This window comes from bacterium (assembly GCA_041648665.1).
Classification (GTDB): Bacteria; UBA10199; UBA10199; order 2-02-FULL-44-16; family JAAZCA01; genus JAFGMW01.
On record JBAZOP010000037.1, the window covers coordinates 16,820 to 30,521 of the forward strand.

General features: G+C 60.3%; 9 protein-coding genes. 7 read left to right on the forward strand and 2 right to left on the reverse strand.

Going from position 1 to position 13,702, the window contains the following annotated elements; genetic code table 11:
* Nucleotides 1-432 precede the first annotated feature (432 nt).
* Nucleotides 433-2,442 carry a hypothetical protein gene (locus WC683_11990; protein MFA4973328.1) on the forward strand — a complete coding sequence of 670 codons (2,010 nt, stop codon included), beginning with the start codon at nucleotides 433-435 and terminating at the stop codon, nucleotides 2,440-2,442.
* 27 nt (nucleotides 2,443-2,469) lie between these two features.
* Here WC683_11990 and WC683_11995 read toward each other — a convergent pair whose 3' ends face one another.
* On the reverse strand, nucleotides 2,470-3,831 hold the full coding sequence (locus WC683_11995) for an ATP-binding protein (protein ID MFA4973329.1): 1,362 nt from the start codon (nucleotides 3,829-3,831) through the stop codon (nucleotides 2,470-2,472).
* Nucleotides 3,832-4,042: 211 nt separating this feature from the next.
* Here WC683_11995 and WC683_12000 point away from each other — a divergent pair, with 211 nt between their 5' ends.
* The 6 genes from WC683_12000 (at nucleotide 4,043) to WC683_12025 (ending at nucleotide 11,465) form a co-directional block, all read left to right on the forward strand.
* Nucleotides 4,043-5,353, forward strand: a complete 1,311-nt coding sequence (locus WC683_12000) for a toxic anion resistance protein (GenBank protein ID MFA4973330.1) — start codon at nucleotides 4,043-4,045, stop codon at nucleotides 5,351-5,353.
* Nucleotides 5,354-5,425: 72 nt separating this feature from the next.
* A complete protein-coding gene (locus WC683_12005; GenBank protein ID MFA4973331.1) occupies nucleotides 5,426-7,561 on the forward strand; it encodes a hypothetical protein in 2,136 nt (711 codons plus the stop codon).
* Between the two features lie 117 nt (nucleotides 7,562-7,678).
* Nucleotides 7,679-8,545, forward strand: a complete 867-nt coding sequence (locus tag WC683_12010; protein MFA4973332.1) for a UTP--glucose-1-phosphate uridylyltransferase — start codon at nucleotides 7,679-7,681, stop codon at nucleotides 8,543-8,545.
* 18 nt (nucleotides 8,546-8,563) lie between these two features.
* Nucleotides 8,564-9,853 (forward strand): asparagine--tRNA ligase, encoded by a 1,290-nt coding sequence (asnS, locus tag WC683_12015; GenBank protein MFA4973333.1) that lies wholly within the window; start codon nucleotides 8,564-8,566, stop codon nucleotides 9,851-9,853.
* Nucleotides 9,854-9,901: 48 nt separating this feature from the next.
* Nucleotides 9,902-10,696: a phosphatase PAP2 family protein gene (locus WC683_12020; protein ID MFA4973334.1), complete on the forward strand. Its 795-nt coding sequence runs from the start codon at nucleotides 9,902-9,904 to the stop codon at nucleotides 10,694-10,696.
* 13 nt (nucleotides 10,697-10,709) lie between these two features.
* On the forward strand, nucleotides 10,710-11,465 hold the full coding sequence (locus tag WC683_12025; protein MFA4973335.1) for an SIMPL domain-containing protein: 756 nt from the start codon (nucleotides 10,710-10,712) through the stop codon (nucleotides 11,463-11,465).
* Between the two features lie 3 nt (nucleotides 11,466-11,468).
* On the opposite strand, the gene WC683_12030 is transcribed toward WC683_12025, so the two are convergent.
* The coding region (locus tag WC683_12030; GenBank protein MFA4973336.1) for a sigma 54-interacting transcriptional regulator at nucleotides 11,469-13,702 on the reverse strand (2,234 nt) is incomplete at its 5' end.

A 13,702-nucleotide genomic window follows, 5' to 3' on the forward strand; every position in this document is an offset into this window, starting at 1 on the left:
CGGCGGATGCCTTTACTAGCTCAATCCGCCGCCACCTTCAAGTCTTTTTTCCGCCCGGCCGCACCACGCCGTCGTTTCCGCTCCCCCCGCCCGGCCGCTCAAAAACACAGCTCAGAGGAACACAATAAAATTAGCCTTGTATTTCAGATGGTTGACTGCCATGTGCCGCCCCGCCGCCCCGGCATCCTTCAAAAAAACCACGCAACTTCTACGACAGAGGAGCGATACCATGCCGTGACAGCTGCCGGTCACAGTTGAAACTGACGCAGGAAAGGAAAGATGCCCGGCCCAATATCCAGCATACCCCCGCCTTCCGTGGGAACGGCCGCACTCGCACCCGTGGCAACCGCAGGGGCAGTCAATCCCGGCGCGCTTGTGCCTGCGCAGGATGCGTTCATCGCGAACCAGGGCAAGGCCGGTGCGAGCGGTGTATTGGCTGCTGACCAGCCGCAGAGGAGCTGGCTTCTGGGTCAACTCACAGATAAAGCATTGAAAAAAGAAACCGACGGTCTTCCTCCTCACGAGCCGAGAATCGCAAAATTGCTTTCAGAGAGCAGGTCTGATCGCCTTAGGACTAAATATGGAGATGTCATTCATCATGTGACACATGTGTGGATACCCGCGGGCACTGTCAGCTATCGTAAAGGATTGGTCACCCACCTGTTTGAATGGCACAACCGCTACGTGAATTCCGGGGTGTTTGACGTCACCTCCTCCGAAAAGACCGGCTGGCGATATGCGATCCAGACCAGCGCTGTGAGGCTCGCCGAGGTCTTTGCCGGATATGCGTTCAGCGACGCCTCGGCTGAAGCGAGAAAGACGGCCCTTGACCGGCTTCTCAACAGGGCGAGGTTGGTCGCACATTCCAGATTCGATCACATCTTTCGTCCGGCAGACATCACCCATGCGCTCGCACTCATAATAAATGACGGCTATGGGTTCGAGAGCGCTAAAGAGGCTGTAGTCAACTTTGTCAGCGGAGTGGATTCAGAAGCTGTCGGGGATCTTGTTTCAAGGTGGCGTGACGCCGAGAATTCCTGGGTCGGCCTTTCTAATGCCATGCAGAATCTGGACAAGAAAGGGGGCGGCCGCGATCTCGAGCGACTGGTGGGACTCTTGCGCGCTATCAATCAGGGGCAGGATACGACGTTGGAGGATGTAGGCGGACTTTTTGAAGAGTATGATCGTGATACCCGTTACAGGGGAGCGACATTTAGTGCAACCTCAGATGTACCCTTAAGTCTTGGTGATGCATATTCTGACCCCAAAGATTACGGCGATTGGACTTACTTTCGAACATCGATCTCCAACCTTTTTAAAGGGGTCGACATCTGGCTCGGCATTGTCGGAAACCTTGCAGACCTTGATGCTCCGACTATTCTTGGCAACGGCATTTTCTTCAGCCTTGATTCAGCTAAGGACTACAAGAGGGCATTCGATGGGATAGATCATACCCTGAAGGTCATCAATGAAAACCGCAGGCTCCTTCCCCGGCTCAGCGATTCGTACGAGGACCGCGACATCAGGTTTCTTGCGCACGAACTGTGGGTGAGATGGAATCTGCGTCACGGGGGCGACACGGCGATAGACGCCAGGTCATTCCTGGAATGGATGTCGGTCGAGGCGCAGAAAGTCGTAGCAGATGGCGGACCGCCGCAGGTGGCGGTGATCGGCCAGCGCGATGCCGAGGCCATATCGCTTCCATCTCATGAGGAGGCTGGGCTCGATTCCAAGGCAGTGTGGGTCGCGGGACTTGCGCTCTTCGCCCCTTCTTCAAACTCCTGGCGCTCCTCTATACAGGGCGGTTCGGAAATGCTGGCGGCAATCCTCTCGAGGTCAGCGTTCGAGAAAGAAGGTGTGAGTACTGAGGGGATGAGGAAGAAGGAACTTCTGAGTGCTGCACGTGAAGTTGCGATCGAAGCCCGCGATCACGTAGTGAGGCCCATGCACGTGAAGAGTGCCCTCGCGATGATGACCAATGTCACTCCAACCGATGCGGATTGGGAAGAGATCGAGGAGGACAGCAGCCTCCCCGCAGGGATTCGTGGTGCTCTCGATGTGTGGAGGGAAAGAGATATCACAGCGCCTTCAAATGAGGCTAAAAAGGACAACGTGCTCCAGTCTCAGGCGGAGACAGACCGGCTCTTCTCGGCGACTTCTGATATCAGGGAGCTCTTGCAGAGACTGGGGCCTGATGCGTTTGCGAACTTGAGAAAGGTGCTGGCCGATTCAGGCGCAGACGACGTCTCCGACGCAGAGGCGACTCTGCTCCTTTGGGAGCTGCTCAGGCGCTCTGGGATGAGCGCATCCGAGGCATCGCTTGTGAACATGGACCAGTTTCCGCAGGCCCTGGCCGCAATCCGCACTGAGGCATCCGATACATTTGGCCGCTATGCCGGCTCATGGATGCGAAGATTCAGACCAAAGAACGGCAACCGCTGATCACCGCCCTGATGATGAAGCAATTATCTACTTTTCCATCACATCAAACTGCTCCAGACAAGAAACGGAATAGAGAGGGATGGAAAGCAATTTGTATTTCAAGGAAGAGCCGTCGGGCAAAATCACGTTGTGATGTTCAAGATTCGGCTTCCCCTCATAAACACGCACGCCGAAATTCGTGCCGCTGCGGTAAAGGTATTGATGCAGCGATTTGAGCGTCCCATGGCTCCCGGCCTTTACCTCCACCGGGATAAGACGTTCGCCTCTTTGCAGCAGAAAATCCAACTCTGAAGTCGTATCCTTTTCTTCCCGAATCCAGAAATACGGCGTCACGCGGTGATGCGCGTCCTTCGCCAACAGTTCTTGCCCCACAAATGCCTCAGCCAATCCGCCGCCAAACGCGGGGTCCATCAACCGTTTTCGAATCTGATCTTCAGTGAGTTTCAAGACATGCGTGCAAAGCCCGATATCAAGGTAAAGCGCTTTCGGCGCCGCCTTGGGCTTTTTGACGAGAGGCGCGGAAGTCCTCGTCGTGGGCCAGACACGTTCGACGAGCATCGCCTCATGGAGAATGGAAAAGGCATTTGAAATATCTCTTGATCGCGTCTGGCCTTCGGAGAGACGCGAATATTTGATGCGCGCGCCGATCTGAAACGGGACACGGTCCCAGACCAATTTGAGATACTCCACTTCGGAGCGCTTCGAGTACTTGGCGAAATCGTCATGGAAAGAGGAGTGCAGCTCATCGTGGACGATCCTGACCTCTTTGATGCTCCCCGTCTCCACATAGCGGCTGACCGCTTCCGGCATCCCGCCCACCGTCATGTAAAGCGCCGTCAATCCCAGAAGCTTTTCGTGGAGAGGCCCTGGAATGGATTTATCAATGCGCCGGCTGCGCATCGCCTCCAGGAGAATCTCCTCGCCCAGCGCTTCAAGGAATTCACCGAACGTCACAGGATACAGATACTGGAATTCGACCCTTCCCACCGGGAACGACCACCCTTCATCCTTCATGCGCACTTCGAGCAGCGAACCGGCTGCTATGACGTGGAGGCCGGGCATCTCTTCATAAAAATATCTGAGGAGCTTGATCGCGGACACCGAGTTCTGAATCTCATCGATAAAGAGCAGAGTCTCGCCCGGAACGATGCGTTGATTGGTCACACCTTCGATGCTTCGAACGACGTCGCGGATATCGGAGACCTCGGTAAAGATGCGGCGAAGGGCGTCCTTCTCCAGGTTCAACTCGATGAAGCTATTGAATTGTCCCGCAAACTGATGCACCAGGGTGGTCTTTCCGGTCTGGCGTGCGCCACGGATGATCAGGGGCTTTCGGTGAGTCCCGTTTTTCCATTCATTTAGTGAGGCCTCCAGATAGCGTCTGAACATGACAAAATATTACCAAAAGATGAGGTTCCTTACAACATAATTATTACTATAGATGAGGTTCTTTCATTTTTCTCAGTCAAGCTGCCTTTGGGCCGCCGCCCCGGCATCCTTCAAAAAAACCACGCAACTTCTACGACAGAGGAGCGATACCATACCGTGACCAGTTCCGGTCATGATTGAAATGAACGACGTTAAAAAAGGAGAGAATATGATGAAGCCGATAATACCTTCCGCCGGTATGACACCTATGATCTCCCCGACGCCCGGCGTCGGCGGCATAGTGGTCGGTGCATCGCCTATCATAGGCGCAGCGCAAACGAGCGGGGTCATGTTCGCCCCCGACCATGGCATGGGTGCGCCGGCGAGCATCGTCGCGCGCGGAGGCGTCGCGCATCCCTGTGAGAATCCGATCTTGAGCAAGCTGTCTCCGGAACGGCTCTCGGATCTCAGGTCTCATGCAACGGCGCTCGTCAACCGCGTCGCCTCGGACCCGATTCGCGAGGACATGCCCGGCATGCTCGGACGGGCCGGCGTGGAACCCAACGGCACCGTGGATTTCTTAAAGCAGCGCGTGGGGAAGATGATCTCGAGCGACAACGAATCCGCGGTCATGATGAAATCGCTGGCAAAGCTCCGCACGCTCATGGACAAGCTCAATCCCGAGCAGATCGAGAAGGAACGCAAGGGCATCGGCGCCTCCATCGTGCGCCTTATCAAGCGCATACCATTTGCCGACGACGTGCTGGCCACGCTCAAGAGCCGATTCACCACGGTGGAAGGTGCGATCGACGATGTCATAGGAGGCCTCAGGATGCAGCGCGAGCAGCTGCAGCGCGACATAGTGCAGTTGGACGAATTCTCAAGGTCCCTGGACGGGAAGCTTGAACAGGTCGCCGAGGCGATCAACATGGGCGAGATAATCAACGAACAGGTGGTCCTCCAGCTGGCTGAAGAGCAGGACCCCTCCAGGTCCCAGGCGCTGACCGAGCTGCGCCGCAGGGTCACCATGCGCATTGAGGATCTCGAAGTCGTGCGCCAGCTCTTCCATCAGTCCAAGCTCTCGGCGATCCAGACCGCGATGAGCAACGACGACCTCGCGGACGCGATCGCGCGCACGGTCAGCACCAGTGAGCTCACGCTGCCGGTGCTGCTGTCGATCCAGGTCGCCATGCATCGCCAGAAGACGGCGCTCAGCGCGCTCGACGCGACAAGGAAGTATCAGGGAGACCTCGTGCTCGCCAACGCGGTGGCCCTCAAGAAGGGGACCGAGGCGGTTGCAAAGGCCGGCTCTGCGCCTACCGTGGAAGTGGATAAGGTGAAACAGGCCTACACAATGCTCATCTCCGCCATCGACGATTCGAGCCAGCGCATGGATCTCCTGGAGAAGGAGGCCCGGGGCACGATCGCGGTGATGCGCGACATGTCCGACAGCCTTGAGCAGCGCCTGGAGAAACTCAGGAATTCGCAGCAAACAAAGGCGCAATTGCCCGACTCATCAATAAGCAAGGGGTTGGGAGAATAGCGGTAAATAAAAATGCCCGGTCCCGTATCCAGCATACCCCCGCCTTCCGTGGGGACGGCCGCACTTGCACCCGTGGCAACCACCCCGGCGCTTCCCGCGACCGGAGCGATAGTCCCTGTCCATGACGCCTTCATAGCCAGACCCGACGGCAGCGCCGCCACCGGCGCGCTGGCGCATATCCAGACGCAGAAGGCCATGGTGATCTCGCATCTCGAGCGCAGGGATACGGCAAGTCTTCGCTTGGTGTCGATTCCCGCATCAATAAACTTTGATACAAGGCACGATTGGGGTGGGCGATTACAGTGGTTCCCCGATATCAACAGGAAGATGTTCAATGGGGCGAAGTGGAGGCTGCTGTATCAGATCCCTCTCCTTTTACCGTTTGTCGTTCGATGTCATGGCGATTTTCCCCGGATCAGCAGGAATATAGATAGCCACAACAGGCTCACGGCCCTTGGCCTCTTTGAGACGTCTCCTTCCGAGGCCACTCGTTGGCGTTTCAGGATACAAAGTGCGGCTGAGGGACTTGCGGCATGGCTGGTCAACAGGGCCTTTTCCAGGGGCGAGAGCGACGACCTGCACAAGGCGGCTGCGCTCGAGAGGCTCCTTCTGCATGCCCGGGCAGGGGCGCTCGACCGCTTTGATCACATCGTCCGTCCCTCTGATATCCCGCCGGCGCTCGCCCGTTTATTGTCCCGAAGTTCGGATCTCACCTCTGAATCGATCCGTCGCATCTGTCTCGAGGTGTTTCGCACCGGCGAGTCCACAGCGGAAGCAGCGGCCCTGTTCGCGACATGGCGCGATGTGGAGGCGGAGAGGGCGAGGTCTCTCAAGCTGGTGCAGAGTCTCAATCATGACAAGGGATTTGGCATCCCGGAGAAATGGCTCGAACCCCTGACTGATTATATCTTGTGCACAGTCGAGGGTGACGCCGCTGCATCAATTCAAAAAATTCTTGGTCAATTCAAACACTACATAAGATTCAACCCGCTTGACGGTTCCAACGCGCCAGAGTTGTTCTTCGGTTTTAAGGCTGTAGAGGCAGTTTATATGCGGGATACTGATCGATATCAGGGTAGAGAGGCAGCGAAGTTGTTCGGCAACAAGACGGACGGGACAGGGGGCGTGATCGCGCTCGGCAAGGGCCTCGTATACGCGCCGGCGAGCAATGAGCATGCTACGGCCCTGGCTGAGATAAACAGCATTGCGTCCGGCCTGGCGGAACGGCGCTGGGGGGAACCGGTCGCTTCCTATAACGATACTGATCACATGCGGCTTGCGCACGAGCTGTGGATGAGGTTGTGGGTGCTCAAGGAGGCCAATTCAGCGCCTCAGGCCTCCGAGTTCGAGCAATGGCTTGTGGAGGAGGCGCAGAGAATCGTTGCAGAGGACGAGGGGGACGCGCCTGCGATCGCGTTGCGGCTCAGCGGCGCCGTGCAGGCCCGGGCCGCGCTTCCACTGAGCGACGATGCGGACATAAAGGCCAAGGCAAGGTGGGTCGCAGGGCTCTCGCTCTTCGAGCCCTCGGCGGAGGGCTTCGGCGCATGGCGCCACTCGATCCAGGGCGGCACGGAGATGCTCGCCTCAATCCTTTCCAGGTACGCATTCGAGACAGACGGAATCAAAACCGAGACAGCGAGAAAACGCGAGATCATGAGCGCCGCGCGCAACGCGGCGATAGAGGCCCGCGATCACGTGATCAGGCCCTCGCACGTGAAGGGCGCGCTCGCGATGATAACGGGAGTCAGCCCGACGGACACAGACTGGAATGAACTCGAAGATAGCGGCGGCCTGTCCATCGGCGTGCGCAGTGCGCTGGATGTGTGGAGAAAGACCGAGATCGCCGTTGCAGCCTCGCCCGCTTCCAAGGGCGAGGGGTTGGTGACCTCGCGTTCAGAGGTCGAGAGGCTCTTTGCAGCGACAAAGGACGTGCGCGCCTTCATGGAGGGGATGGGCGAAGAGGGGCTGGCTTCGGCGCGGCTTGCTCTTTCCGGCTCCGCAGACAGCGCTATTTCCGATGCCGACGTGACGCACCTTCTCTGGGAGGTGCTGAAAGTCTCCGGCGTATCGGCCGATGATGCGATGATCGTCGATGCCGAGAGGCTCCCTGCCGCGTTTGCCAATGCCCGCGAGCAGTCCTCCGAGATTTTCGAGCGCTACTCCGGCGCATGGATGCGAAGATTCAGACCAAAGAGCGGCAACCGCTGATCGCCCGGAGCTTCACTCAAACCACTCGGCCCCGACACACCCTCCATATCGACGGAAAAACAAACTTTACACAGCAATTTTGCGCTGTTAGCTTGGTCCGACCTGAAAGGGGGCGAGATGGCGACCGTGGTGAAAAAAGCGGTGATACCTGCCGGCGGGCTGGGCACGCGTTTCCTGCCTGTCACGAAGTCCGTGCCGAAGGAGCTCCTGCCCATCGGCACCAAGCCCACCCTGCTCATGGTGCTCGAAGAGGCGGTGGCCTCCGGCATCGAGCAGGTGGTGATGATCATCTCCCCGCAGAAAACCCACCTCATGGACTTCTTCGACCCGGACACCTCGTACGTGCGGGAGCTCGCCGCGCGCGGCAAGACGCCGCTGCTCGAGATGCTGACCGAGCTCTTGAAAAACGTGGAGATCGTTCCGATCCAGCAGCTCAAGCCCAGGGGCCTTGGGGATGCGGTGCTCTGCGCCAGCGACGTGGTTCAGGACGAGCCGTTCGTGGTGATATTGCCGGACGTGCTCATCGAAAGCAAAAAACCCTGCTGCCGCCAGCTCATCGAAGCGTTCGAGAAGACCGGCTGTTCGATCTCCGCGACCGAGCACACGCCCCGCGATCAGATCCACCTCTACGGCATATACGACATCTCCCGCTCCGAGGGCCGCATCCACTGGGCAAAGGGGGTGGTGGAGAAGCCCTCTGCGGAGGAGGCGCCCTCCGACCTGTCGGTGGTGGGCCGCTACGTCTTCTCGCCCGAGGTCTTCGAGCTCCTCAAGAAGACCAAGCCCGGCCGCAACGGCGAGATACAGCTCGCTGACGCGATGAACGACCTGGCGCGCATCGGAAAGATGGCGGCATACGAATACGAGGGCAGGCAATTCGACACGGGCGATCCGCTCGGCTTTCTCAAGGCCAACATATACTACAGCTGGAGCAGCGCTCCGGAGGAGCTCACGGCATTCATGGCGGAGATGATCCGCAAATAAAAAAGGGGAGCAGGCAAGATGCACGTATTCACGAGCGACATCCCGAAACACGTGGGCCACGAGGTGACGATCAGGGGCTGGATATACAACCTCCGCTCCTCGGGCAAAATAACGTTCCTGCAGCTGCGCGACGGCATGGGCTTCATCCAGTGCATAGTGCACAGGCCGGACGTCTCCGACGAGATCTGGGAGGACGCGCACAGGCTGACCCTGGAGTCGTCGGCGATCGTCACAGGCAAGATCGCCAAGCACCCCAAGCGCGACGAGTACGAGCTGCACGTCACCGGTATCCACATCGTCCAGATCGCGCCCGAGTACCCGATCGGCAAGAAGGAGCACGGGCCCGACTTCCTGCTCGATCTGCGGCACCTGTGGCTTCGCTCCCAGAAGCAGTGGGCGATCCAGCGCGTGCGCAACACCATCATCAACGCAACCTACGAGTGGTTCGCGGACAACGGCTTCATAAAGATCGACTCGCCGATACTCACCCCGGCCGCGTGCGAGGGCACCTCCACGCTCTTCGAGGTGGACTACTTCGACCTGGGCAAGGCGTATCTCTCCCAGTCCGGCCAGCTCTACATCGAGGCCGCGATAATGAGCCACGGCCGCGTCTTCGACTTCGGGCCGGTCTTCCGCGCGGAGAAATCGAAGACACGCCGCCACCTGACCGAATTCTGGATGATGGACGCGGAGATGGCGTTCTGCGATCACAACGGCAGCATGGAGATCCAGGAGCAGCTCATAAGCCACATCGTGAAGCGCGCGATAGAGCGCAACTGCCAGGAGTTGAACATACTCGAGCGCGACGTGGAGAGGCTCGCGAAGGTCGCGCCCCCGTTCCCGCGCATGACGCACGCCGAGGCGGTGGAGAAGCTGCACAAGCTGGGCAGCGACATAAAGGAGGACGATGATCTTGGCGGCGACGACGAGACGCTCATCACCCGCGACGAGGAGAAACCCCTCTTCATCGAAAAGTACCCGGCCAAGGTGAAGGCGTTCTACATGAAGCGCGACCCTGAGAACGACGACCTGGCGCTCTGCTCGGATCTGCTCGCGCCAGACGGGTTCGGCGAGATCATCGGCGGCTCCCAGCGCGAGGACGACTACGACACTCTCGTGCGCCGCCTGGATGAGAACAAGCTGCCGCGACGGGCCTTCGAATGGTACCTCGACCTCAGAAAATACGGCAGCGTCCCGCACGCCGGATTCGGCTACGGGCTGGAGAGGCTCACCGGATGGATCTGCGGCGTGACGCACATCCGCGAGACGATCCCCTTCCCGAGGCTCATCACGCGGCTCACCCCCTAAAAGGCTTCCATGTCGCACAACCGTCTCACTCTGTTGTCTTTAGCCCTCATGGCGACGATCCTCTGCTCGGCTTCGTACGCCCGTGCGGATGAGCGTTCGCCAAAGCGCGATCTGCGCTACGACCTGAGGCTCGACCTCGCCGCCACCTCGATCGCCACCGCAGGCTGGATACTGACCAGTGCGCTCCAGGACGAGATGGCGCCCGCAGGCTGCAGGTGGTGTTCGGTGGACTCGTTCGACAGCTGGGGGCATGACAACATAAAGTGGTCTAGCATCAAGACGGCCGATTACGCGAGCCACGCGTTGGCCTACGGGCTCGCGCCCGCCCTGGCCTTCGGCCTGGACGCCCTGGCGGCGAATGCGGACGATGCGATCGACGGATTCTGGGTCGACGCGCTCGTCATAGCCGAGGCCGCCGCGATCTCCTCGTTCGCCACGCAGATCGTGCAGATATCCGCAGGCCGCCAGAGGCCGTACGCACACTACGGGACAGGGGGCTCGAGCGGCCCCTCCGACAACACGTCGTTCTACTCCGGCCACACCAGCCTCGCGTTCTCGCTCGCCGTGGCGAGCGGGACCGTGGCCAGCATGCGCGGCTACACCATGGCGCCGTGGATCTGGGGCGCGGGACTCGCCGTCGCAGCGACCACGGGCTACCTGAGGCTGGCCGCGGACAAACATTACATGACCGACGTCATCGCGGGCGCGGCCATCGGCTCGGCCGTGGGGTTCGCCCTTCCCTACCTCTTCCACAGGCCGAAGGAGAGCGGCTCGGACAAACTCCTTCTCACCGCGACCCCCTCGTCGGGCGGAGGCATGCTTGCGGTGAGCGGAAGATGGTGATATGGAGGTGATCATGAACGAACAAATACAAAATTCAGGGCGCAACATCCTCATCGCCGCCATCGTCGCCATAGGGATCATCGGCGGCGGATTTTTCGCGGGCAACGGCTTCTACAGGAGCCGCATGGCCGACCGCTACGTCACGGTCAAGGGGCTCTCGGAAAAAGACGTGAGCGCCGACCTCGCGGTCTGGAATCTCAAGATCGCGGCGACCGGGGACGAGCTGTCGTCGGTCCAGGACAAGGTCGAGATCGACCACGCCGAGCTCATGGCATTCCTCGAGAAGAGCGGAATTCCCAAGGAGGAGATCAGCGCAAGGCAGGTGAGCGTCACCGACCTCATGGCCCAGCAATACAGATCGGAGCGCGCAGGCGAGAGCCGCTTCATCATCACCTCTTCGGTCACGGTGCGCTCGAACGACGTGAACAAGATGAGGGAGCTCGCGGGCCGCACGGGCGAGATCATAAGAAAAGGGCTGGTGCTGGCCGACGACACGGGCCCATCCTACATCTTCACCAAGCTCAACGAGATCAAACCGGCGATGATCGCCGAGGCCACGAAGAACGCGCGCAGCGCGGCCGAGCAATTCGCAGCGGATTCGGGCAGCAGGGTCGGCAAGATCCGCCGCGCCTACCAGGGCGTCTTCTCCATCGAGGCGCGCGACGGATCGTCAATCCCATCGGACGGCTACATGGGGGACGCCAACTCGCGCGCGATCGACAAGAAGGTCCGCGTGGTCTCCACCGTGGATTATTATCTGGCGAACTGATCCCTACGAAGCGCCCGCCCTCTTCATCACCTTGTAGAAATACCCCTGGCTGACGCGGAGGTTCGCGATCGCGTCCTTTGCCCTGCCCCCTGCGGCGACGAGCGCGGCCGAGAAGACGAGGGGGAGGTAGTCTTCCAGCTTCATGCCGCGCGTGTAGTTGAACGGCCCGGCGTACGCCGAGCACCCTTTGTCCTTCAGCCCGTATCTCTTGATCCTGCTGTAGAGCGTGGCAGGGGCGATGCACAGTTCGATTGCCGCCCTGTGCGCCTTGAACCCGTTCGCAGCGAGACACTTGGCGATGATCGCCATCTCGTAGTCGGCCCAGGACTTGCTCCGATCATATTCGTTGCGCGCGTCGACCCTCGCCCTCTCCCTGCCTGCGCCCGCTGCCGGGGGAACCGCCGGGCCTGCGACGGGCGATGCGGCCGGAGGCGCTGCGAAGGCCGCCCAGGACTTTGCGATCGGATGATTCTGCGGTATCGCGCGCTCGTCGATCAGATCTCCCTCCACAAGCGCCACGCTCACCTTGATCAGGTTCTCCAACTCCCTCACGTTTCCGGGCCACGGGTACTCGAGAAGCCTCTTCATGAGACCCGGCGAGACCTTGAGGTTGCCGGCCGGCGCAGCCTCGACGACGAATCGCTCCACCAGGAGGGCCACGTCCTCCGGCCTCTCCCGGAGCGGCGGTATCTCTATCTTCATCTGGCACAGGCGGTAGTAGAGGTCCTCCCTGAAGCCCCCGGCCTTCATGAGCTCCTCTATGTCTCGGTTGGAGGCGGCGATGAGCCTTATGTCCACCGGCCTCGGCTTCGTCTCGCCCACGCGCGTGCACTCCCTCTCCTGCAGCACACGCAGGAGTTTCACCTGCAGCTCCGGCGCCAACTCCCCCACCTCGTCGAGGAAGAGCGTGCCGCCGTTCGCCCCCTCGATCAGCCCGGGTTTGTCGCGGGCCGCCCCGGTGAATGCGCCCGCCTTGTACCCGAAGAGCTCCGACTCGATCAGCGTGGAGGGGATCGCGCCGCAGTTGATGGCGACGAAGCGGGCGGAGCTCCTCCTGGAATGGTTGGAGTGCAGCGCCCTCGCGATCAGCTCTTTCCCGGTGCCGGATTCGCCGCAGATGAACACGGACAGCTCGGTATCGGCGACCTTGTCCAGGACCCTGAGGATTTTCTGCATGGCCGGACTCCTGGAGGCTATGACGCCGTAGTCGAATCTGAACGAGTCGGACCTTTCCTTGAGCATCTCCTGATAGCGATCGGCGAGGCGCGACGCCTCCGCCAGCTCGTTCGAGAGCGATTTTTCCTTCTCCTCCGACCGCGCCAGGAGCCTCGCCGTCTCGATCGCAAGCCCCACCTGATCCGTGAAGGCGTCGAGCAGTCTGAAGTCGGCCGAGGCGAACGCGCCGGCGCGATGCCTGTCCTCGAGATACAGCGCGCCCACCACGCTCCCGCGCGCGCGGATCGGCAGGCAGAGGATCGAGCGGAGCGAGTGCGCCAGTATCGAAACCTCCTTCGCGAACCTGGAATCGGACATGGCGTCGTCCGTGCGGATCGGCCTGCCCTCCTCTATCGCCTGTCTTGCGAGGGTGCGGCTCAGCACCATCTCCTCCTCTTTGCCGCTGAGGTTGCGCACTGCCGCGACTCGGATATCCCCGGAGGAATCGAGCATGAGGACCGCCCCCGCACCGGCGCCGGAGAGCTCCAGCGCATAGAAGAGCACCGTCTTGAGCACGTAATCCAGGTCGTGCTCGGCCGAGATGAGTTTGTTGATCTCCAGTATTCGCTCGTAGTGGTTGTGCGGTGCAGAAGGCTGAGGCTGAGGCTGAAGTTGCGGTTGAGATTGCGGCTGAGGCTCCGCTGCAGGACCTGCCTTTGACTTGAGATCGATCAGCGTCTTTTTCTCCGCATCGGTAGAGGCCATCGCCTCGATCATGTCGAGGAGGTCCGAGAATTCCCCCTTGCGCCCCTGGGCGCGCGCCACCTCCGCCATCGTGGAGAGGATCCAGAAGCGCTGCGGGGCCGCCTGCGCCACCTGAAACGCGATGCCGCGCGCCTCGTCCAGCCTCATGCGCGCCTCGTCGAGGCGGCCAGCCTCCCTCGATATGTCGCCCATCTCCAAAAGTCCGCGCGAGAGCGCCGCCCAATCCGCAGCCGTCTTCTCCGGCAGGCTCCTCAGATACTCCACCGCAGGGACGAGGTGATCGAACGCCGCGTCGGGCCTGTGGCGCGAGGACTCCA

Bases quoted from the DNA above. Each gene is read 5' to 3' on its own strand.
- WC683_11995 (MFA4973329.1), bottom strand. From the start codon at position 3,831: ATGTTCAGACGCTATCTGGAGGCCTCACTAAATGAATGGAAAAACGGG.
- WC683_12000 (MFA4973330.1), top strand. From the start codon at position 4,043: ATGAAGCCGATAATACCTTCCGCCGGTATGACACCTATGATCTCCCCG.
- WC683_12010 (MFA4973332.1), top strand. From the start codon at position 7,679: ATGGCGACCGTGGTGAAAAAAGCGGTGATACCTGCCGGCGGGCTGGGC.
- asnS (MFA4973333.1), top strand. From the start codon at position 8,564: ATGCACGTATTCACGAGCGACATCCCGAAACACGTGGGCCACGAGGTG.
- WC683_12020 (MFA4973334.1), top strand. From the start codon at position 9,902: ATGGCGACGATCCTCTGCTCGGCTTCGTACGCCCGTGCGGATGAGCGT.
- WC683_12025 (MFA4973335.1), top strand. From the start codon at position 10,710: ATGAACGAACAAATACAAAATTCAGGGCGCAACATCCTCATCGCCGCC.